The 19,242-nt window shown below is 68.2% G+C and carries 22 protein-coding genes; 19 read left to right on the forward strand and 3 right to left on the reverse strand.

Annotation, left to right across the window (positions count from 1 at the left end):
* Positions 1-5: 5 nt before the first annotated feature.
* From RGI145_RS09690 to RGI145_RS09710, 6 genes are all read left to right on the forward strand, one after another.
* A complete protein-coding gene (locus tag RGI145_RS09690; protein ID WP_037252131.1) occupies positions 6-764 on the forward strand; it encodes a copper resistance protein B in 759 nt (252 codons plus the stop codon).
* A gap of 35 nt (positions 765-799) precedes the next feature.
* Positions 800-946, forward strand: a complete 147-nt coding sequence (locus RGI145_RS26185) for a plastocyanin/azurin family copper-binding protein (protein WP_370688508.1) — start codon at positions 800-802, stop codon at positions 944-946.
* Positions 927-1,697 (forward strand): response regulator, encoded by a 771-nt coding sequence (locus RGI145_RS09695; RefSeq protein WP_019460580.1) that lies wholly within the window; start codon positions 927-929, stop codon positions 1,695-1,697. The genes RGI145_RS26185 and RGI145_RS09695 overlap by 20 nt, the downstream gene beginning before the upstream one ends.
* Positions 1,694-2,929, forward strand: coding sequence for an ATP-binding protein (locus RGI145_RS09700; RefSeq protein WP_019460579.1), 1,236 nt, complete (start codon positions 1,694-1,696; stop codon positions 2,927-2,929). Before RGI145_RS09695 ends, RGI145_RS09700 begins: the two co-directional genes overlap by 4 nt.
* A 10-nt stretch (positions 2,930-2,939) precedes the next feature.
* The gene (locus tag RGI145_RS09705; RefSeq protein ID WP_237183255.1) at positions 2,940-3,413 is read left to right on the forward strand and encodes a DUF411 domain-containing protein; all 474 of its coding nucleotides are present in this window, start codon (positions 2,940-2,942) and stop codon (positions 3,411-3,413) included.
* Positions 3,414-3,708: 295 nt separating this feature from the next.
* Positions 3,709-3,966, forward strand: coding sequence for a hypothetical protein (locus RGI145_RS09710; protein ID WP_237183256.1), 258 nt, complete (start codon positions 3,709-3,711; stop codon positions 3,964-3,966).
* Between the two features lie 54 nt (positions 3,967-4,020).
* Here RGI145_RS09710 and RGI145_RS09715 read toward each other — a convergent pair whose 3' ends face one another.
* On the reverse strand, positions 4,021-4,221 hold the full coding sequence (locus RGI145_RS09715) for a heavy-metal-associated domain-containing protein (protein ID WP_019460576.1): 201 nt from the start codon (positions 4,219-4,221) through the stop codon (positions 4,021-4,023).
* 158 nt (positions 4,222-4,379) lie between these two features.
* On the opposite strand from RGI145_RS09715, the gene RGI145_RS09720 reads away from it, so the two are divergent.
* The 10 genes from RGI145_RS09720 to RGI145_RS09765 all read left to right on the forward strand — a co-directional run bounded on the left by RGI145_RS09720 (position 4,380) and on the right by RGI145_RS09765 (position 14,600).
* Positions 4,380-6,770 (forward strand): heavy metal translocating P-type ATPase, encoded by a 2,391-nt coding sequence (locus RGI145_RS09720; protein ID WP_019460575.1) that lies wholly within the window; start codon positions 4,380-4,382, stop codon positions 6,768-6,770.
* 85 nt (positions 6,771-6,855) lie between these two features.
* Positions 6,856-7,590 carry a response regulator gene (locus tag RGI145_RS09725; RefSeq protein ID WP_019460574.1) on the forward strand — a complete coding sequence of 245 codons (735 nt, stop codon included), beginning with the start codon at positions 6,856-6,858 and terminating at the stop codon, positions 7,588-7,590.
* Positions 7,578-8,936, forward strand: coding sequence for an ATP-binding protein (locus tag RGI145_RS09730; RefSeq protein ID WP_019460573.1), 1,359 nt, complete (start codon positions 7,578-7,580; stop codon positions 8,934-8,936). Before RGI145_RS09725 ends, RGI145_RS09730 begins: the two co-directional genes overlap by 13 nt.
* A gap of 125 nt (positions 8,937-9,061) precedes the next feature.
* Positions 9,062-9,448 (forward strand): CopM family metallochaperone, encoded by a 387-nt coding sequence (gene copM / locus RGI145_RS09735; protein ID WP_019460572.1) that lies wholly within the window; start codon positions 9,062-9,064, stop codon positions 9,446-9,448.
* Positions 9,449-9,605: 157 nt separating this feature from the next.
* A complete protein-coding gene (locus RGI145_RS09740) occupies positions 9,606-9,983 on the forward strand; it encodes a copper resistance CopC family protein (RefSeq protein WP_019460571.1) in 378 nt (125 codons plus the stop codon).
* Complete coding sequence (locus RGI145_RS09745; RefSeq protein WP_019460570.1) at positions 9,980-10,870, forward strand: CopD family protein; 891 nt, start codon at positions 9,980-9,982, stop codon at positions 10,868-10,870. The genes RGI145_RS09740 and RGI145_RS09745 overlap by 4 nt, the downstream gene beginning before the upstream one ends.
* Before the next feature lie 177 nt (positions 10,871-11,047).
* On the forward strand, positions 11,048-11,320 hold the full coding sequence (locus RGI145_RS09750; RefSeq protein ID WP_019460569.1) for a DUF2933 domain-containing protein: 273 nt from the start codon (positions 11,048-11,050) through the stop codon (positions 11,318-11,320).
* Positions 11,321-12,101: 781 nt separating this feature from the next.
* A complete protein-coding gene (locus RGI145_RS09755; RefSeq protein ID WP_019460568.1) occupies positions 12,102-12,434 on the forward strand; it encodes a four-helix bundle copper-binding protein in 333 nt (110 codons plus the stop codon).
* Between the two features lie 100 nt (positions 12,435-12,534).
* Positions 12,535-13,980 (forward strand): calcium-binding protein, encoded by a 1,446-nt coding sequence (locus RGI145_RS26115; RefSeq protein ID WP_037252090.1) that lies wholly within the window; start codon positions 12,535-12,537, stop codon positions 13,978-13,980.
* A gap of 134 nt (positions 13,981-14,114) precedes the next feature.
* The gene (locus RGI145_RS09765) at positions 14,115-14,600 is read left to right on the forward strand and encodes a DUF305 domain-containing protein (protein WP_075798180.1); all 486 of its coding nucleotides are present in this window, start codon (positions 14,115-14,117) and stop codon (positions 14,598-14,600) included.
* 182 nt (positions 14,601-14,782) lie between these two features.
* Here the strand turns inward: RGI145_RS09765 and RGI145_RS09770 are convergent, their stop codons facing one another.
* The gene (locus RGI145_RS09770; protein WP_019460565.1) at positions 14,783-15,184 is read right to left on the reverse strand and encodes a hypothetical protein; all 402 of its coding nucleotides are present in this window, start codon (positions 15,182-15,184) and stop codon (positions 14,783-14,785) included.
* 621 nt (positions 15,185-15,805) lie between these two features.
* On the opposite strand from RGI145_RS09770, the gene RGI145_RS24690 reads away from it, so the two are divergent.
* The 3 genes from RGI145_RS24690 (at position 15,806) to RGI145_RS25750 (ending at position 18,343) form a co-directional block, all read left to right on the forward strand.
* Positions 15,806-17,443, forward strand: coding sequence for an AAA family ATPase (locus RGI145_RS24690; protein ID WP_157223101.1), 1,638 nt, complete (start codon positions 15,806-15,808; stop codon positions 17,441-17,443).
* Between the two features lie 413 nt (positions 17,444-17,856).
* Positions 17,857-18,237, forward strand: coding sequence for a DUF6538 domain-containing protein (locus RGI145_RS26190; RefSeq protein WP_418314502.1), 381 nt, complete (start codon positions 17,857-17,859; stop codon positions 18,235-18,237).
* On the forward strand, positions 18,140-18,343 hold the full coding sequence (locus tag RGI145_RS25750) for a BRO-N domain-containing protein (protein WP_237183257.1): 204 nt from the start codon (positions 18,140-18,142) through the stop codon (positions 18,341-18,343). The genes RGI145_RS26190 and RGI145_RS25750 overlap by 98 nt, the downstream gene beginning before the upstream one ends.
* Before the next feature lie 151 nt (positions 18,344-18,494).
* Here the strand turns inward: RGI145_RS25750 and RGI145_RS09790 are convergent, their stop codons facing one another.
* Positions 18,495-19,160 carry a DUF2625 family protein gene (locus RGI145_RS09790; RefSeq protein WP_075798181.1) on the reverse strand — a complete coding sequence of 222 codons (666 nt, stop codon included), beginning with the start codon at positions 19,158-19,160 and terminating at the stop codon, positions 18,495-18,497.
* Positions 19,161-19,242: the final 82 nt, after the last annotated feature.

Genomic DNA, 19,242 nt, shown 5'->3' on the forward strand with positions numbered 1-19,242 from the left:
CGGCCATGAAGACCAAGAGCATCCTGGCCGCCGCCGCCTCTCTGGCCGTGCTGACCTGGGGCGTCCTCCAGGCCGCACCGGCGCAGGCGCAGGCCATGCAGCACAGCACCGAGCCGCCGTTCAGCCACGAGATCTTCACCGGCGCGGTTCTGTTCGAGAAGCTCGAATACGGCTGGGGGCTGGACGGCCCCAACATCGGCCGCTGGGATGGGCAAGCTTGGTATGGCGGCGACGTCAACCGCGTCTGGCTGAAGACCGAGGGCGAGACGTCTCGGAACGGGACCGTCGAGGGCGCCGAGGTCCAACTGCTCTACTCCCGCCTGCTCAGCTACTACTGGGACTTCCAGGCCGGTGTCCGCTACGACATCCGTCCCCGGCCGGACCGCTTCTATGGCGTCATCGGCCTCCAGGGGCTGGCGCCCGGCATGTTCGAAGTCGACGTCCAGGGCTTCGTCAGCGAGAAGGGCGACCTCTCGGCGCGTGCCGAGGTGTCCTACGATGCCTACATCACCCAGCGGCTGGTGCTTCAGCCCAACGTCGAGGTCAACCTAGCGCTCCAGAAGGTGCCCGAGCTTGGCGTCGGCAGCGGCTTCAATGACATCGAGGCCGGGCTGCGCCTGCGCTACGAGGTCACCCGCGAGGTCTCGCCCTACATCGGCGTCAGCTACGAGCGGAAGCTCGGCGATACCGCGCGCTACGCCCGCAATGAGGGCGAGGACGTCGGCGGCTGGGCCTTCCTGACCGGCATCCGGCTGTTCTTCTGAAGCCGGTCATGGTGCTCCGCACGCCCCCCGCCGCGATGGTGACCTTCGGCCGTCCCGGCGTTTACCCCGTGCGGTGCACACCCCACTCTGGGCTGGGCATGGTCCTGACCGTGATGGGAGACGCCGACATGAACGAACTCGCAGCGCAGACTGCATCCGCCGATGCCGCCGGTCGATCCTGAGACCGAGCGGGAGGCGCGGGCCGCCAGCCCGCTCCCCCCCGAGGCCCACATCCTCGTCGTCGAGGACGACGGCGAGATGCGCACGCTGATCGCCAAGTTCCTGCGCCAGAATGGCTTCCGGGTGACGGGCGCGCGGAACGGCGCGGAGATGTGGGACACCATCGCCCTTGCCCCGGTGGACCTCGTGCTGCTCGACGTGATGCTGCCGGGCCAGTCGGGGCTGGACCTGTGCCGGATGCTCCGCGCCAGGTCGGAGGTTCCGATCATCATGGTGACCGCACGTGGCGAGGAGGCCGACCGGGTCGTAGGCCTGGAACTTGGCGCCGACGACTACCTCCCCAAGCCGTTCGGCCGTCCGGAACTCCTGGCGCGCATCCGCGCCGTGCTTCGTCGTGCGCAGGGAGGAGCCGCGCGGATGGGGCTGGTGACCGGCGACCGCATGGTGTTCTCCGACTGGGTGCTCGACACCCGACGCCGCGAACTGGCGGCGCCGGACGGCTCGGCCGTCGACCTGTCGAGCGGTGAGTACGACCTGCTGCTGGCCTTCTGCGAGCATCCGCAGCGCGTCCTGTCGCGCGACCAGTTGCTGGACCTCGCGCGCAACCGGATCTCGGACAGCATCGACCGCTCAGTCGACGTCATGGTCAGCCGCCTCCGCCGCAAGCTGGAGCCGCTGCCAGACAGTCCCTCCATCATCAAGACCATTCGGGGCGCGGGTTACATGTTCGTCCCCGCGGTGGCCCGACAGTGAGACGCCTGCTGCCCAGCACCCTGGCTGGCCGCATCATCCTGGTGCTGCTGGTCGGCCTGATGGCCTTCCACGTGGGTAGCCTGTGGCTGCACCAGACGGGCAGCGACATCCTGCTGGGCAGCACGCAGCAGAGGGTCACCGCCGAGCGGGTCGCCGCCGCCGCGCGTGCCGTCGGCATGGTGCCGCCGGAGGCCCGCGAGGCCGTGGCGCAGGCTCTGTCCTCGCCGGGTTTCCAGGTGCGCTGGCAACCCGGTGCTGTGGAGGGCACCGTCGCGGCCGAGGACCTCACCATTACGGGCCACCGGGAGGCCCAGGGCACGGTCGGCCTGCCGGAGGGCGGCTCCCTCTGGTACCACGCCGACCCGCTGCAAGCGCAGCCGGAGCACGCCACGCTGCTTTCCACCACGGCGATGGCGGTCGGCATCCTGGTGCTGGGACTGCTGGTGGTGCGCCTCATCGCGCGGCCGCTGCGCGAGCTTTCCAGCGCGGCCGACCGCATCGGCAGGCCGGGGCAGACGGTCACCGTCCCCGAGGAAGGTCCCCGCGAGGTCCGGCAGGCGGCCCAGGCATTCAACCGCATGCAGGCGCGCATCGACCGCCTGATCGCCGATCGCACCCAAGCGCTTGCCGCTGTCAGCCACGACCTCCGCACGCCTCTGGCGCGCCTGCGCCTGCGCGCGGGCTTCCTGGACGACGCCGAGGTGCAGCAGCAGATCGACGCCGACCTCGACGAGATGGACGCCATGATCGGCTCCACGCTGGCCTACCTGCGGGGCGACGAGGAGCAGGAGGAGGTGCGGTCCGCTGACATCGCGGCGATGCTTCAGACGCTCTGCGGCGACGCTGAGGACATGGGCAAGGCGGTGACCTACGAGGGTCCGCCGCAGGCGCGGCTGCCTTGCCGGGCCATCGCGCTCAAGCGTGCCTTCGCCAACGTCATCGACAACGCGGTGAAGTACGGGACTTCGGCCCGGGTGGTGCTGGCCGACCGCGGCCGGGAACTCGTGATCCACGTCGACGACGCCGGACCGGGGGTGCCGGAGGAGCAGTTGGAGAGTGTCTTCCAGCCCTTCTACCGCCTCGAGGAATCCCGCAACCGCGGCACCGGCGGCTCGGGGCTCGGTCTGGCCATCGCCCGCCAGGCGGTCGGCCACCACGGCGGCTCGGTGACGCTCCAGAACCTCGCGGGCGGCGGCCTGCGCGCCAGCATCCGCCTGCCCAGGCTCGCCTAGGAGAATGACGATGCCCGCCCGAAGCACGCGCCGGAGCTTCACCACTGGCCTGCTCGGCCTGGCCGCGTTGCCCACGGCCTGCGGTGGCCCGCCCAAGGTGGAAGCTTGGCGGGACCGCACATGCGGCTGCTGCGGCGGCTGGGTCGAACACCTGCGGGCCGAGGGCTTTGAGGTGGACGACAAGGTGGTGGACGCCGTCGGCCCGCACCGGCAGGCGCTCGGGACGCCTCCCAACCTGATGTCGTGCCACGCTGGGAAGGTCGGCAGCTACGCCCTGGAAGGCCATGTCCCGGCCGCCGCCATCCGGCGGCTGCTCAAGGAAAGGCCCAGCGGCGTCGCCGGGCTATCCGTGCCCGCCATGCCGGTCGGCGTGCCGGGCATGGAAGTCCCGGGCGCGGAGCCCTCGACCTACGAGGTCGTCGCCTTCGGCCGCGACGGCTCTTGGCGGCCGTGGATGCGCTTCTGCGGCCTGGAGGCCGTGTGAGCGCGGCCGCCACCTTCGCTTGCGGCGGGCCGCCCGAGTGCCTGCCTTCACCCCACGTCCTGCACGGCGCGTCGGTCGCGGCGCCTGGCCTCCGACCCACCGTGCAGCGTCGTCACCCTGGCTGGCCGCGGCGGGCCGGGGCGCCCGAAGAACCCCTGCCACCCCTAGGAGGACACATGGTCCACATCACATCGAAGGCGATCGGCAAGGTCGCCTTGGCCGCGACGCTGCTGCTGGGCGTCGCCGCCTGCGCGCAGCCCGGAGGCCCCCGGCAGCGACCCCGACCTCGTCGCAGATGTCCCTGACCCCGGCGCCGAGCACCCCGCCGGGCTCGTCCGCCGCCACGGCCACCTCGGGCGCCCAGGGCGGCATGGGCTCCATGCCCGGCCACGACATGTCCAGCATGCAGGGCCACAACATGGGTGGCATGGGCGGCATGAACATGCAGCAGATGATGCAGCACTGTCAGCAGATGCGGGCCCAGGCCCAGCGGGGCTCGCTGTCACCGGAGATGCAGCAGATGATGCAGCACTGCCAAATGATGAACCACTGACCCCCGGGGCGGGGCGCCCCCGGGCGCCCCGTCACGCGACATCGGCCAGCGGCCTCAGGCGGCCACCTGGTTGGCGTAGCCCGCCTGCTCGATGGCCGCGGCGAGTTCCGCCTGCGGCACGGAGGAGGTGACGGTCACCCGCCTGTTTTCGACGTCGGCGCTAAATCCGGCCGACGCGTCCTTGGACTTCACGGCGCGCTCCACCTTCTTGGCGCAGCCGCCGCACTTCATGCCGGGAACCTCGAAGCGGTACATCGTGCTCTCCTCGCGAGTGACCGCGCCACAGGTGGGGCTTGCCCCCGTGGGAAGGTCAAGGCGCTGGCCGAACCCTTGCGGCGCCTTGACCTTCCCACACTGGGAAACTCCATCTCAGCCCAATGGAACGGCCACGGCGGCCGTAGGGAGTGCCGCAGATGGACGAGCGTCATCACGATCACCACCATCACCATGGCCACCATCACGGCCATGATGTGCCACCGGCCGTGCACCCGGCCAACAACAACGCGCCCAAGGTCCGCGACCCCGTTTGCGGGATGGAGGTCGACCCGGCCAAGACGCCGCACCACGCACATCACGGCGGCGCCGCCTTCCATTTCTGCTCGGCGGGCTGCAAGTCAAAGTTCGAGACCGACCCCGACAGATATCTGAAGGCAGAGAAGGTGGCCGCGCTGACGGCGGCGGAGAAGGCCGCGATCTACACCTGCCCGATGCACCCAGAGGTCCGCCAGCAGGGCCCGGGCAACTGCCCAATCTGCGGCATGGCCCTGGAGCCGCTACAGGTTACCGCCGAGGCCGCGCCTAACGCGGAACTCGCCGACATGACGCGGCGGTTCTGGGTCGGCCTGGTCCTGACCCTTCCCATCCTTGTGCTGGAGATGGGTGCGCATATCCCGGGCCTCGACATCCACCACCTGGTGCCGTCCAGGGTCTCTGTGTGGCTCCAGTTCCTGCTCGGGACGCCCGTGGTGCTCTGGGCGGGTTGGCCGTTCTTTGTGCGCGGCTGGCAGTCGGTCGTGAACCGCAGCCTGAACATGTTCAGCCTGATCGCGCTCGGCACCGGCGCCGCCTATCTCTACAGCCTGGTCGCGACCTTCGCGCCCGGCGTCTTCCCCGAAGGGTTCCGCAGGATGGACGACACGGTCGCCGTCTACTTCGAGGCTGCGGCCGTCATCACCGTCCTGGTGCTGCTAGGCCAGGTGCTGGAACTGCGCGCCCGCGAGCAGACCGGCGGCGCCATCCGCGCCCTGCTCAACATGGCGCCCAAGACCGCGCGCCGCATCCGTGCGGACGGCTCGGACGAGGAGATTCCCTTGGCCGAGGTGCATGCGGGTGACCGGCTGCGCGTGCGGCCGGGCGAGAGCGTGCCGGTGGATGGCGAAGTGCTGGAGGGGAGCGGGGCCGTGGACGAGTCCATGGTGACCGGCGAATCCCTGCCGGTCGAGAAGCAGCCCGGCGCCAAGGTCATCGGTGGCACGGTGAACGGCACCGGCGCGCTGGTGATGCGGGCGGACAAGGTCGGCTCCGACACCATGCTGTCGCGCATCGTCGCCATGGTTGCCGAGGCGCAGCGCAGCCGGGCGCCCATCCAGCGCATGGCCGACACGGTGGCGGGCTGGTTCGTCCCCGCCGTCATGGCCATCGCGGTCATCGCCTTCGTCGCCTGGGCGGTCTGGGGTCCGTCGCCAGCGCTCTCCTACGGGCTGATCGCCGCTGTCTCCGTGCTCATCATCGCCTGCCCCTGCGCGCTCGGCCTGGCCACGCCCATGAGCATCATGGTCGGCGTCGGCAAGGGCGCGTCCGCAGGCGTGCTCATCAAGAACGCCGAGGCGCTAGAGCACATGGAGAAGGTCGACACGCTGGTGGTGGACAAGACCGGCACGCTGACGGAAGGCAAGCCGAAGGTCGTGGCCGTGGTTCCGGCTCCCGGCCTGACCGAGGCCGAGGTGCTGCCGTTGGCGGCCAGCCTGGAGCGGTCCAGTGAGCACCCACTGGCGGCGGCAGTCGTGGCCGCCGCCAAGGAGCGCGGCATCGCCTTCGGCGAGCCCGCCGACTTCGCCTCCGTTACCGGCAAGGGCGTGACCGGCATCGTAAGCGGGCGCCGGGTGGCGCTGGGCAACGCGCGGCTGATGCAGGAGCTCGGGGTGGACCTGGGTGGTCTCGCCGCCAAGGCCGACGAACTCCGGCGCGAGGGCGGCACGGCGCTGTTCCTGGCGGTGGACGGAGGCCCGGGCGGCGTCATCGCGGTCGCCGATCCAGTCAAGCAGAGCACCCCCGCAGCGCTGGAGAGCCTGCGCGCCAGCGGCATCCACATCGTCATGCTGACCGGCGACAACCGCACGACGGCGGAAGCGGTGGCCCGCAGGCTCGGCATCGATGAGTTCCAGGGCGACGTGCTGCCCGAGGACAAACACCGCATCGTCCGGGAGCTCCGGGCCCAGGGGAAGGTTGTCGCCATGGCGGGCGACGGGGTGAATGATGCCCCGGCGCTGGCCGAAGCCGATGTCGGCATCGCCATGGGCACCGGCACGGACGTTGCCATGCAGAGCGCGGGTGTGACGTTGGTGAAGGGCGACCTCGCGGGCATCGCGCGGGCCCGGACACTGAGCCGAGCGACGATGAGGAATATCAGGCAGAACCTGTTCTTTGCCTTCGTCTACAACGCGGCTGGGGTGCCCTTGGCGGCGGGTGTGCTCTACCCGGTGTTGGGCCTGTTGCTCAGCCCCATCGTCGCGGCCCTGGCCATGGCGCTGAGCTCCGTCTCGGTGATCGGCAACGCGCTGCGCCTGCGGACCACGCGCATCTGACGGGCGTGGTCGAGGGGAACGCAAATTGACCGACCGCTCCACCACCGACGGTTTCCGGGGCACGTCGCCCGCGGACCTGCCTCCTATGTCCGGCGAGGGGCGGCACGTCCTGGTCGTCGAGGACGACGAGGATCTCCGCAAGCTCCTGCTCTCCCTGCTGCGCCGGAACGGGTTCCGGGCCACCGGCGCCCGGGACGGTGTCGAGATGCGGCGCCTCCTGGCGGCGGCGCCGGTGAACCTCGTCCTGCTCGATGTGATGCTGCCCGGCCAGTCGGGATTCGAACTCTGCCGCGACCTCCGCGCCGAGGGGCGGGTGCCGGTGATCATTCTCACTGCTTTGGCCGAGACCTCGGACCGGGTCATTGGACTGGAACTGGGTGCCGACGACTTCGTCGTGAAGCCAGCCGATCCCCGCGAACTGGTGGCCCGCATCCGCGCTGTTTTGCGCCGGGTCGAAGACCAGGAGGGCTCCCCGGGTGCGCTGGGGCATGAGGTGGCGCGCTTTGCCGGGTGGTCCCTGCACACCAGGCGGCGCGAACTGCTCCGGCCGGACGGGGTGGCCGTCGAACTGACGAGCGGCGAGTACGACCTCCTGCTCGCCTTCGTCGAGCGGCCGCAGCGGATCCTGACGCGCGACCAACTCCTGGACCTCGCCCGGAACCGCCCTTACGGCGGGCTGGACCGCTCCATGGACGTGCAGATCAGCCGGTTACGCGCCAAGCTGGGTCCTCGTCCGCACGAGGATGGTGAGCCGGGCCTGATCAAGACCGTGCGGGGCATCGGCTACCTGCTATCGAGCCCCGTGGAATGGTCGGCGTGAGGCGCTTCATCCCGCAGTCCCTGGCCGCCCGCACGCTCGCGGCACTGACGGTCGGCTTCGCGGTTCTCTTCGCGGCCATGATCGGGGTGCACGACATCCTCCTCCGCCAAGCGGTGGAGCGCGGGACCGAGGAACTGCTGGCCCACCGCCTCGCGACACTGATGGACGCCGTGGGCGCCGCGCCCGAGGCGGACCGCGACCACGTGGCGCACGCCCTTTCCCGGGTGGACCTGAGCGTGCACTGGCGGCGCGACCCGGCGCCCACGCCCGAACACCCTCTTCCGGGTGAGTGGGGCACTCTGGCAGCCCGCACCCTGGCCTTGTCGGGCCTCGCCACCGAGGTGCGGGTCCGCCCCGGGCGCCACGACGCGACATCGGACCGGATCGTCGACATCGCTGCCATGGCGCGCCTCCAGGATGGATCCTGGCTCGACGTGGAGATCGCCTCCCTCAACGTCCTGTCCGCCGACAGGAGTGCGCTGCACCTCTATGCGGCCGCCATCGGCCTGGCGCTGCTGGTGGCCGTAGGCGTCGCCGCGCGCTCGGTCTCGGCGCCGGTTGCCGCCCTGGCAAGGACCGTCTCCGGCATGGACATCGAGCGCGCGGCGCCGCTCCTGGCAGCCTCCGGCCCCCGCGAGGTGAGGCAGTTGGCCGAGGCGCTGAACGACATGGCCGCCAGGACGCGCGACGCGTTCCGGCAGCGGACGCTGGCCCTGGGCGCGCTGTCGCACGACCTAATGTCGCCGATCGCCCGCCTGCGCCTGCGCGCCGAGGAGATGCCCGACGAGGTCCGGGAGCCGGTTCGGCGCGACCTTGCGGAGATGGAGACCATGGTCTCAGACGTGCTCGCCTACCTGCGCGGGGGGCATGCTGGTGAGGCCGTCCAGCCGCTGGCGTTCACCGCGCTCCTCCGCACCGTCGTGGACGAGTTCGCCGAGGCGGGCACCCCCGTCCGGGAGGGGCGCATGGACGAGGAGGCGGTTGCATCGGTGCGGCGCGTCGCTGTGAAGCGGGCCGTGACCAACCTGGTGGCCAATGCCGCGCGCCATGGGCGCGATCCCTGGGTGGAGGTTGAGGCCCACGCCGACGACGTGCTGGTGCGGGTCGGCGACCACGGTCCCGGCATTCCGCCGGAGGATCTGCCAAGGGTTACCGAGCCGTTCTTCCGCGGCGACCGCACGCGTGCGGCGGGCGGCGGGAGCGGCCTCGGCCTCTCGACCGCGCGCGCCATTGTCGAGGCCCACGGCGGCGGGCTAGCCATCGAGAGCGCCGCGGGACGCGGGACGGTGGTGACGGTGCGGTTCCCTCGTGGAACTGTCGGCGTGGGCTGCAATAAAGCGTTGTAATTGGCCGACGATCCCGACGTCCGCAGCGATCGTTAAAGCAGGCGTCGAGAACGATGTTCACCGGCCGTGTCACGCGCGGTCGGTCTCGGGGCATCGCGTCCGACCAGAGCAAAGGACCGAAGCCGATGACGATCGACCGCCGCGCAGCCCATTCGGCCGCCCTGGCTATCATTGCGGCCCCGCTCCTGTGGGCTGCGCCCTCGCTGGCGCAGGGCGCCAGTCAATCCGCGACCGGCCAGGGTGCGGCCGCCCAAGGCGCCACAGCCGGGTACCACGCCGCCATGGAAAAGATGAACCGGGAGATGGCGGCCGAGGCCCCCTCTGGTAACGCCGACCGGGACTTCGCGAGCATGATGGCCAAGCACCATCAAGCCGCCATCGACATGGCTCGCGTGGAACTCGAGCATGGCCGCGACCCCGAGATGCGGAAGATGGCCGAGGAGGTCATCCAGAAGCAGCAGCAGGAGATCAGCCACCTGCGGACTTGGCTGTCCCGGCAGCCCGCGAGGTGAGGTCGTCCATGTTCGCCGTGTTCCCGACGTGGGTAGCAGCCCAGCAGCAATAAAATGGTGGGAAAACGCCGCTGCGGGGTGTCCACTGCCTGCTTATTGAGGGGGTCGGATGATCGCCGGGGCGGCAGGCCGCGGCGAGCGCTGACAGGAGATTTCCATGCTTTCTCGCTCCACCTTCCTCCGCCACGGCATCCTCGCCGCCGCCCTCGGCGTCCTGGTTCCCGGCGCCGCCTCCGCGCACGCGATGATGCACTCGTCCGACCCGGCCGACGGCGCAACGCTGAACGCGTCCCCCCGCACGCTCAGCCTGGCCTTCACCGAAGACTGCCGCGTGACCGCGTTGCGCCTGCTCGACGAGGGCGGCCGGGAGCACCAGGTGCGTCGCGAAGGTGGCCGGGCTGCGTCCAGCCAGGTGACGGCAACGCTGGTGGCTCCCCTGCGTCCCGGCGCCTATCGGCTCGAGTGGCGCGCGATGGGCGACGACGGCCACGTCATGAGCGGGGCGGTGCGGTTTGCGGTGAACGCGGCCCGGTGATCCTCGAACTGCTTGGGCCTGAGCCGGACCTGCTGCGCGCCCTCTCCGTGGCGCTGCGCTTCGCCTACTACGTGTCGTGCCTCGGTGCGGCTGGCCTTGCCATCTTCGCCATGGGCTTCGGGCGCCTACAGGACGCCGGTGACGTCGCCGCATGCCGCCGCCTGACCCTGGTCATGGTGGCGGCGGGATTGGGCTCGAGCCTTGCTTGGCTAGCGGCCCAGGTCGCCCTGGCGTCGGATGGCGATCCGTTCGACGCCGAGATCTGGGAGATGATGCTGGGTTCGCGTCCCGGCATGTCCGTGCTGGTCACCTGGGCGGGCCTGCTGGCCGTGGCGCTGGCGACCCGGATTGGACGCGCGGCCTGGCCGCTCGGGGCCGCTGGCGTGCTCGCGGTCGCCGCAAGCTTCACGGCGGTCGGCCATACGACGCAGCACCAGCCACGGTGGCTGCTGGCCACGGCGCTGGTGGTGCACCTGCTTGCGGCGGCCTTCTGGGCGGGCAGCCTGTGGCCCCTCCTGATCGCCTCCAAGCGAGCGGGCCCGGGGGCCGTCACCGTGGTCGAGGAGTGGGCGCGGGCAGCCTCCTGGGTCGTCGGTGGTCTTATCCTGGCCGGTGTGACGCTGGCGTGGCTGTTGGTCGGACAACTGGACCTGCTGGTGACCACCGCCTACGGCTGGGCCCTGCTCGTCAAGGTCGCGCTGGTCGGCGCCTTATTGGGTTTCGCCGCCTGGCACCGCTTCCGACTGACTCCAGCCCTGGCTGCCGGGGCACCGGGCTCCGGCGCCCGCCTCGCAGCTTCGATCGGCTGGGAAATCGTTGTGATGGTGCTGGTCTTCTGGGCCGTTGCCGAGATGACGTCGACCAGCCCGCGCCCCGAGGGCGTGTAGCCAGCCGCGTGCCAACGCGGAGCGCTGGCCATGTCGGCGCGGCGCTCCGTGCGTGAACCACCTGTCCGCTGGACCCAGCCGGGCGTCGACGCGGAAGGCTCCCCGGTGCCTTGTCCCAGATCAAGGCGCGGGCACGGACCGGAGGGCAATGATCCGGATGTGGGAAGGAGATCCAAGATGCATGACCATGCTGATTCCTCTTGGTGGCGCAGCCGGACCGGCATCGCCGTCATCGGGTTCGCCTTGATCGCCGCGTTCTATGTCCTGCGGGAGCACTACGCGCACGTCCTCGGCGTGCTGCCGTACCTGCTCCTGCTGGCCTGCCCCCTGATGCATCTGTTCATGCACCACGGCCACGGCGGGCATGCCGGTCACGGGGAGGCGCGCGACGACGTCAGGCCGGGAGTGGAGCGCGGTGGGAGTTCCTCGTTCGGCCCTGGCCGCGGCTGACGGCGATCGTACAGGATCCTCGGCAGCCGCAGGCGTCTTGCCAGGTCAACGCAACCCGGCCGTGGCTCCGGCGGCCACTCTGACGCCCTGGTGGCCCAGGTCGGGACGGCGTGTCCCGGATCGCCGCCTTGTGCGGCTGGAAGCGCAACCCGGCCTGGATTGACGCCTTACTGGGGTACCAGTGGAGCGGACGAACCGATGCGCCTGACGGCGAGCGCAATCCAAGCTGTAGTTGTTCTGGCGCTCACCCTGTGCGTGTCCCTGCTTGCCGTGCCCGCTTCGGCCCATCGTGGTGCCCCCATGGCGTCCGCCGTCCCGGTCGCCATGCAGGCCTCCGTCCATGCGGGCCGTCCGGCACCCGCGTCCCAGGCCATGCGCTCATCCGGCCCCGCCATGAAGGGCCGAGGGACTGGGAAGAAGTGCTGCCCGAACTGCGGTGACGACGGCATGCGGCCCGGGTGCTGCACCCTCGGGCATTGCGGGAGCGGCGCCGCGCTGCTGCCGACGACGAGACTTCAGGCCGCGCTCCTGGTCAGCCGTGGCGGCTTCTTCGCCACGCCCACGGCGGCGGTCGTGGGCATCACGCCGGACCTTCCCTCTCCACCACCCCGATAGGGCGCACCAAGCCGTCCGCGGAGCCAATGGCCCGCGGATGGCGGAGCGTGGCCTTACCGCTGCCGAGAGGGCGCGGGACCAAGCCAGCGCTCCACCTGGACCGGCCGTCGGCCCGGCGCACGGGTCGGCGAGCCTTCCCTCATGGAAGCCCTTACGGAGAAGAGAAATGCATCAGATGACCCCCGCCATGCAGGCCTGCATCGAGGAATGCCTGCGCTGCCACTCCACCTGCCTCGGCATGGCCATGAACCACTGCCTCGAGGCGGGCGGCAAGCACGTAGAGCCGCAGCACTTCAGGCTCATGATGGCTTGCGCCACCATCTGCCAGACCTCCGCCAACATGATGCTGATCGGCACGCCCCACCATAAGCACACCTGCGCCGAATGCGCCGAGATCTGCGAGGAGTGCGCCAAAAGCTGCGAGGCCGTGGGTGGCATGGAGGACTGCGTCGCGCAGTGTCGCAAGTGTGCCGCGTCCTGCCGCGAGATGAGCGCCTGACGCCGAGACAGGGACCGGGCATCGGGCCTGGTCCTTGTCGCCTCAACCGGAAGCACAAGCGCTTCCCGAGCGGGTCAACACGTTCTGACGGAGCTTCGGCATGACTTGGGGCCAGCACCACGACAACCTTCTCGCGAGCCTCGCAAACCGTGGGGCGGACAGCCTGCACGGCGCATTGGGCGGGCTTCACTTCAATTTCACGGCCGGTGACCACGTTCATAACGTCACCTTCGGCGGTGAGAACCCCGACACCTTGGGCGGCACTGACGGCGCCGAGTTCACCTGGGGCCTGGGCGGCGACGACCGCATCGGCGGGGGCGGCATGGACGACGTCCTCCATGGCGGTGCGGTCGCCGACCTCGTCTCCGGCAACATGGGCGACGACGAGGTCGAGGGTGGCGACGGCAATGACACCCTGTACGGCGGCGCGGGCGCCGACACGGTGCGGGGTGGCGCCGGGAATGACTACCTCGACGAGGGCGAGGGCCACAGCACCGTCGACGGCGGCATGGGCGACGACACCCTGGTCGGCGGCGGCGGCCCGGATGCCTTCATGATCGGCCGGACGAGCGGCCACGACGTCATCAAGGACTTCACCGCCGGTCCCGGCATGTTCGACCACCTGGCGGTCATGGACGGCCTCCAGTGGACGGATTTGGCCTTTGCCGACACCGCGGACGGGGTACAGGTCAGTTGGGAGGGCGGATCCGTCCTGCTGGAAGGTGTGTCCAAGGCGGCTCTGGCGCAGGACGACTTCATGTTTGGCGACGCGGCCGAACTGCCGCCTGGCTTGCGGGAACCCGTGGGCCCATCCGACGAGGCGCCGACGCCCAGCGTCGCCGGGCCCAACATCGTTGGCGAGCCGCAAGCGGGCGCGGTGTTCGATGTTCTAGCCGACCACCTGTTCAACGGCCGCACCCTAAGCTTCAACATCGAGGGGAACGCCATCCTCCGCGGCACCGACGGTGACGACGCCCTGGCCGGGTCGTCGGAATCGGACACGGTCTTCGGGCTGGCCGGGGACGACCATCTCCAGGGCGGCGACGGCATGGACCGCCTGATGGGCGAGGCTGGCGACGACAGGCTCTCAGGCGGGGCGGAATCCGACGAGCTCATGGGCGGCGACGGGGACGACTACCTCGACGAGGGCGCCGCGCACGGCATGCTGAACGGCGGCATGGGCGACGACACCCTGGTCGGCGGCACCGGCGCTGACGCCTTCATGGTGTCGATGGACAGCGGCCACGACGTGGTCCTGGACTTCGAAGCGACCGGCGATGCCCAGGGCGCCTTCGACCACATCGCCTTCATGGAGGGTATCCAGCCCGCGGATGTCGTGGTCCGGGACACCGCCGAGGGCGCCCTGGTCGGCTGGGGCATGGAGGCGGACGGCACCTTCGCGGGGTCCATTCTCCTCGAGGGCGTCGGCAAGGACGACCTGCGGCAGAGCGACTTCATGTTCGCCGAGGTGCCAGGTTTCGTGGAGGGCATCAGCGACATCGGCTCCTGGTACGTCTTCCCGGAGAGCGGCGGCCCGATCGCCTGAGCCTGACGGACGTCCAATCGGACGGGTTCCTCATATGGCCGATGCCTGCGGGCGTCGGCCACCCCTCAACCGATTCCTGATTCCGAGGCTTGCCGGGACTGAAGATGCCCGGCCTTTCAGAGAGACACTCCGCCATGAGCTATACGCGCTTCGGCCTGATGATCCTGACCTCGACCGTGATCATGTTCGGCCTGATGTACCTGAACACCTACGCCTTGGACCACGTCTTCTACAGCCAGACCCGGACTTGGATGGCAATCGTCATGGGAGCGACCATGGCGGTCATCATGCTGCTGTTCATGCTGGGCATGTATCGCAACCGGACCGCCAACATGGCCATCCTCGGCGCCAGCGTCCTGGTGTTCGCGGGGGCGCTGTGGCTGGTCAGAAGCCAGCAGACGGTGGGCGACGTGGCCTACATGAAGGCGATGATCCCGCACCATTCCATCGCCATCATGACCAGCGAGCGCGCCCGCATCCGGGATCCTCGCGTTCGGCAACTGGCCGACAGCATCATCGACGCCCAGGTGCGGGAGATCGGCGAGATGAAGCAGTTGGTTGCCGAATTGGAAGCCAACCCTCCCGCCTCGTCCTCACCGGTGCTCCAGCCAGCGCAGTAAGCCGCATGGCCGGTCACTCCGGAGGCTTGGCCAGGGCCGAAGATGGCAGCGGCTTCCCGCTTCGTCTCTTACCTGGAAGTGCATCCAGGTGGCCAAGTTGGCTGAGCGGCTAGGCTAGGAGCTCGGGGCGCAATCAGCGGAATGTACTCATCTGAAGGGACGCGTAGCGGCCGTCCATGCGCTCAAGGGAAACCCTCTCCCTCGCTCCAGCCCCGCACGAGGCTCAAGACTCGATCACGCATCTCGCCACCCTGTAGTAGCGCCTCCCTGGGTGTCAGGCCGTCGAGGGTGTCATCAGGGGTGATTAAAAACTCGGATGTCACCCACGGGCCGGAGACTTCGAGGCCCTCCACCACCCTCGCGAGGTAGGGGATTGTTTCCGTCCCGGCGAACTGCGCGCGCGGGTAGGCCCATTCGTCGCCGTGTTGGATAGCCAGGAGAGCTCGCTCCCGGCGCCGCTTGTCGACTTCCTGAAGGGTGACGCCCAGAAGATGTCCGACATCCTCTGCCGACAGGCTGCCCCCGGCACGCATCTCCAGCGCGGACTCGTAGTCCGTCGTTTCCTGCGGCTGGCTATGGCTCATCGTGCGGATCTCCCGGCGAGCGAGGCACTATTGTCTGCCAAGGTGCTCAGCATCGCCAGATTATTTCTCTTCGCGCAGGCGCGATTCAGCGCTTGCAAGCCTCTGAATCTGCATCCTGTTTTGGCCATCTCCCCTACGAATCGCGCTGAACTCACTTCCTATGTTCCCTACAGTTCGCGCCTTGCAACGAGCCTGTGGCAGGTTCCATGCACCCCGGTGAGCCTGCCCACCTCATCACATCGACAGCGGTCTCCACGAATCGCATTTCGTCGTTGACGGCCTACATCGTTCTACATACGTTCTCTCCATGACGGACCGCGCCGACATCTCGGCCTTTGATGCCGCTGCCAGGAGCCTGACCCAGGCTTGGTGGGCGATCCGTCCTCTGGACACCTTGCGAATACGAACAGGGCGGATGGCGCAGGCCTGAGGCGTTAGCGGACTGCCGCTGACCGTGTGAGGCCTGGCTCTTCCGTTCCCCCCACCTCCCGCGCCTCGGTGCGGGAGGTGGGTAAACGCCACTCGAACGCAGGGCTTCACCCCCATGACTATCATGCTGCGCGTCGGGCTGTCCGGTGCCAGGAGATGTGCGCCTCACTACCAGGCGGCGGAGGTGCTCTCATGAGCCGTTCCGGGCAGGTCTCAAACACGCGCCGAGTTATCGACGTCGTCACCGCACGTCGCGATCACCTGAACCACATCTCTGCCGAGGCTTCTGCCGGGAAGCGTGTGCCCTCGCTTCCCGAGGTCCTGGATGGCTGTGCGCTGTTTCGAGATGATGTACACCAAGATGCCGGGCATTTTGCTGCACGCGCAGTCGAGTTCCTGGACCCTCAGGACCTCGCTACCCACGCATTGATCCTGGCTCTTAGCGACCTGACCGAGAAGCCAGTGGTCAAAGACTACATCACGGCAGCCGAAGCCATCGAGGGCTTCCTGGCCCAACGCAGACTGCCCTCCCTGGCACAGATGCATGGGGATATCCGCTGTTATCTCTATGCCGCCCTGTCGGGGCATGCCGCGTCAATCCACAAGGTCGCGGCCTTCGCGGTCGCCCGTGCCTATGAGCCCGGCATCGAGCAGCATGAGGCTATCCATCGTGCCAGGTCAGCCGTCGGCTGGCTGCTGGCAGCGACCGGGCAGATCGAGTTGCCCGAACGTTGGTCCCGAAATGGGGCGACGGTGTTCCTGGAGGCCGCACTCGCTGGCCCCGGCGAGCAGATGATGGCCAAGATGTTGGCTAACCGCTCAGGAAAATCCGGCTCATCACCTACTGCTGACCAGGCACCTGCCCGGACGAAGTCTCAATCTAGCTTGGCCACGCAGTTCATGAAGGAGGATGAGACACCCGCGCCTGACGAGACTGGCGCCTGTGGTACGGGCACTGACGCACGGTGCCAATCGGACATCGTGTTCATGGAGATCGGTAATCTGTCTACCGCGGCTGGGCAGCGGGTTTTCAAGGAGTTCAAGGACCTCCTGAACCTGCGGCTTCCTCTGGAGCCAGTGTCTGACCTGGCAGAGGTACGGCGATCGCTCCATGCAGAATTCCCGCATGCAGCGGCCGTCACGGAGGTTATCCTCGGCGAACTCGTCGGCAGGCCATATGTTGCGCTGCGGCCAACTCTGCTGGTCGGACCGCCCGGCTGCGGGAAGACGACCTACGCCCTGCGGCTGGCCACGCTCCTGAACCTGCCATCGCAGATCTATGGCTGCGGCGGAGTGGCCGATGCAGCCTTCGCGGGTACCGCCCGCCGATGGAGCACCGGCGGTCCCTCCTCTCCAGCAAGCCTCATGCGGGATTATCGACATGCCTCACCTGCCGTCATCCTGGACGAGGTAGACAAGGCGGGCACAGCCAAGGTCAACGGGAGCCTTCTCGATGCCCTTTTGTCGATGCTGGAGCCGCGAACAGCCAGGTGCTGGCGTGATCCTTATCTCGAGGCGCCGGTCAACCTGGCCCATGTGATCTGGTTCGCCACGGCTAACGGACTGGACGATGTGCCAGTCGCGCTGCGGGACCGCTTTCTGGCCCTTTCCTTCCCGAAGCCGAGGTCCGAACACCTCGCTTCCCTAGCTGGTCGCATCCTGGAGAGCCTGACCATTGAGCGCGGCCTGGACCGCCGGTGGGCTTTGCCGCTTGATGGTGTCGAGTTCGCCGCTCTGGAAGCTGCGTGGCAGGGCGGTTCCCTGCGGCGCCTGACCCGGCTGGTCGGTACTGTGCTCGCTACCCGGGAGCGCCCTCATGTCTACCATTGATGGGACCACAGCGGTCGCGGGCTCAGGCCGCCAGGCATTACTGCACGCATGCAAGGACAAGAGGTTCGCGATGACGCCGGAACGGCCGCCTGAAGAACCGTTATGTCCAGCGATCAGGGACTGGACCGCTGGTGCGGGCGCACCGGCCACCCAGGACGATGACAAGGAATTCTGGGCAGGCGGAGGCGGTCGGCGGGGGGACTCAGCGGTGCCTGCGGTGCTTCACTGCCGTCCGGGTGACGCGGTTGACGGGTCCGGATTCGTGGTCCACAAATCCTTCGCGGGCGGCCTGGAAAGCCTTGAAGGCCTAGAGCGTGGTCGGCTGATCAGGGAATCCAGGTTCCCCAGCCACTCCATCCGACATCCTTGAAAATCCTCGGCTTCTCCGCCTCGGACCATCTCCGAGGGCTGCCGTGCTGCCGACACTCCCACTCCCCTCACACCTGGGTCGGTATCTCGCCCGGAAACAGGGGGTCTATTACTTCCGCCGCCTGCTATCGGAACAACCCAGGCGTGAGATTGCGGCAAGCCTGCACACGCAATGTTATCGGGAAGCGGAATGGCGGGCTTCGCTGATGGGCAATGCCTTCTGTGAAGCGTGGCAGCAGGCAAAACGGATGGCGGATAGCGGTGCGGACATCAGGGCAGCCTTGCGGGGCTATCCTCATCTCCGAGAGTGGCCTCTACAAACTCATCATGCGCTCCGACAAACCCCAGGCGCGCGCCTTCCAAGATTGGGTGACGTGCGACGTGTTCCCCGCGATCCGGAAGGATGGGATATACGTGATGGGTGAGGAAAAGGTGCACTCCGGGGAACTAAACGAGGACGTCCTGAACTCACTTGGTAGGAAAGGCGCTCCCATGGTTGCGGCGCGCATCCCGCGCCACTTCTCACTTTGATCTTCGGCCTTGGCTGTCGGTTCTCAAAGCGGGGGTCAGCAACATATCGAAGTCGATGTCACCAGTTCACACACGGGCGTCGCTCGAAGGCGTAGTAGGCCATTGTCGGCATTGTGAGCATCTGCGTTCGGCCAAGCCTTTGGCGAGCCGTTCAGCTGATTGCGAAGCCGAAGAGTTCAAGGCGGAGCCGCAGGCACTCGTCCGCTCCAATTACACGCACATCCGGCTTCCCGTTCGTCGCCTCTCGCGTCCACAGGAAGGGGTAAAAAGAGTAAGTCGCCTCGAAGGCTGGCCGTGGCCGCGCCTTGTAAGCGTCGATGCCCGCGAGCGGTCCATACAAGTGATCCAACTCGCCCGTCAGGCACCAGGCAACGAAGTCGGTATAGCCGACTCCGAGAGATACCCAGGCCGTATCGTCGGCCGCCAAATGGAAAACATTCCCTTGTTTGTTTGCACCGAACCGGCCGCCGTTGATCGCAAATAGGCCGCCGAGCACATCGTCCCCGACAACTATGACATCCGGGTATCCTCCATTGAGAGGACATCCCGCTATCTCCGCTGTTTGAAGCAGCGAGCGCCCCACGCCAGAGCCAAGCAAGCGTATAAGGCCACCAGCCACAGACACACCGCCCGTTTCGTAGGCGAGAGTACCCAGCATGGACCGGGTGGTAACCTGCAAGTGTACCAGCGTGGTGATTCGCACCTCGTCCGAGGGCGGCAGTAGGGTGCCGCCATTGCCCGCGGAATCGTCCATCCAGCCCCGCAGAAGCGGGAGCGCGGGTTCATCTCGATCCAAGAGTTCGGTGATATTGCGCATCACACGGCTCCTTCCAATGCGGGCGTCTGCGGCGCGGTTTGCGGGCCAAGGGGATACCTCTACGGAAGATTGCAGCGTAACC

The organism is Roseomonas gilardii (assembly GCF_001941945.1).
In the GTDB taxonomy this organism is placed as follows: Bacteria; Pseudomonadota; Alphaproteobacteria; order Acetobacterales; family Acetobacteraceae; genus Roseomonas.

Coding starts and splice junctions, on each gene's coding strand:
- RGI145_RS09690 (WP_037252131.1), top strand. CDS start 6: ATGAAGACCAAGAGCATCCTGGCCGCCGCCGCCTCTCTGGCCGTGCTG.
- RGI145_RS26185 (WP_370688508.1), top strand. CDS start 800: ATGGTGACCTTCGGCCGTCCCGGCGTTTACCCCGTGCGGTGCACACCC.
- RGI145_RS09695 (WP_019460580.1), top strand. CDS start 927: ATGCCGCCGGTCGATCCTGAGACCGAGCGGGAGGCGCGGGCCGCCAGC.
- RGI145_RS09705 (WP_237183255.1), top strand. CDS start 2,940: ATGCCCGCCCGAAGCACGCGCCGGAGCTTCACCACTGGCCTGCTCGGC.
- RGI145_RS09710 (WP_237183256.1), top strand. CDS start 3,709: ATGTCCCTGACCCCGGCGCCGAGCACCCCGCCGGGCTCGTCCGCCGCC.
- RGI145_RS09715 (WP_019460576.1), bottom strand. CDS start 4,221: ATGTACCGCTTCGAGGTTCCCGGCATGAAGTGCGGCGGCTGCGCCAAG.
- RGI145_RS09720 (WP_019460575.1), top strand. CDS start 4,380: ATGGACGAGCGTCATCACGATCACCACCATCACCATGGCCACCATCAC.
- RGI145_RS09725 (WP_019460574.1), top strand. CDS start 6,856: ATGTCCGGCGAGGGGCGGCACGTCCTGGTCGTCGAGGACGACGAGGAT.
- RGI145_RS09730 (WP_019460573.1), top strand. CDS start 7,578: ATGGTCGGCGTGAGGCGCTTCATCCCGCAGTCCCTGGCCGCCCGCACG.
- copM (WP_019460572.1), top strand. CDS start 9,062: ATGACGATCGACCGCCGCGCAGCCCATTCGGCCGCCCTGGCTATCATT.
- RGI145_RS09740 (WP_019460571.1), top strand. CDS start 9,606: ATGCTTTCTCGCTCCACCTTCCTCCGCCACGGCATCCTCGCCGCCGCC.
- RGI145_RS09750 (WP_019460569.1), top strand. CDS start 11,048: ATGCATGACCATGCTGATTCCTCTTGGTGGCGCAGCCGGACCGGCATC.
- RGI145_RS09755 (WP_019460568.1), top strand. CDS start 12,102: ATGCATCAGATGACCCCCGCCATGCAGGCCTGCATCGAGGAATGCCTG.
- RGI145_RS26115 (WP_037252090.1), top strand. CDS start 12,535: ATGACTTGGGGCCAGCACCACGACAACCTTCTCGCGAGCCTCGCAAAC.
- RGI145_RS09765 (WP_075798180.1), top strand. CDS start 14,115: ATGAGCTATACGCGCTTCGGCCTGATGATCCTGACCTCGACCGTGATC.
- RGI145_RS09770 (WP_019460565.1), bottom strand. CDS start 15,184: ATGAGCCATAGCCAGCCGCAGGAAACGACGGACTACGAGTCCGCGCTG.
- RGI145_RS24690 (WP_157223101.1), top strand. CDS start 15,806: ATGAGCCGTTCCGGGCAGGTCTCAAACACGCGCCGAGTTATCGACGTC.
- RGI145_RS25750 (WP_237183257.1), top strand. CDS start 18,140: ATGCGCTCCGACAAACCCCAGGCGCGCGCCTTCCAAGATTGGGTGACG.
- RGI145_RS09790 (WP_075798181.1), bottom strand. CDS start 19,160: ATGCGCAATATCACCGAACTCTTGGATCGAGATGAACCCGCGCTCCCG.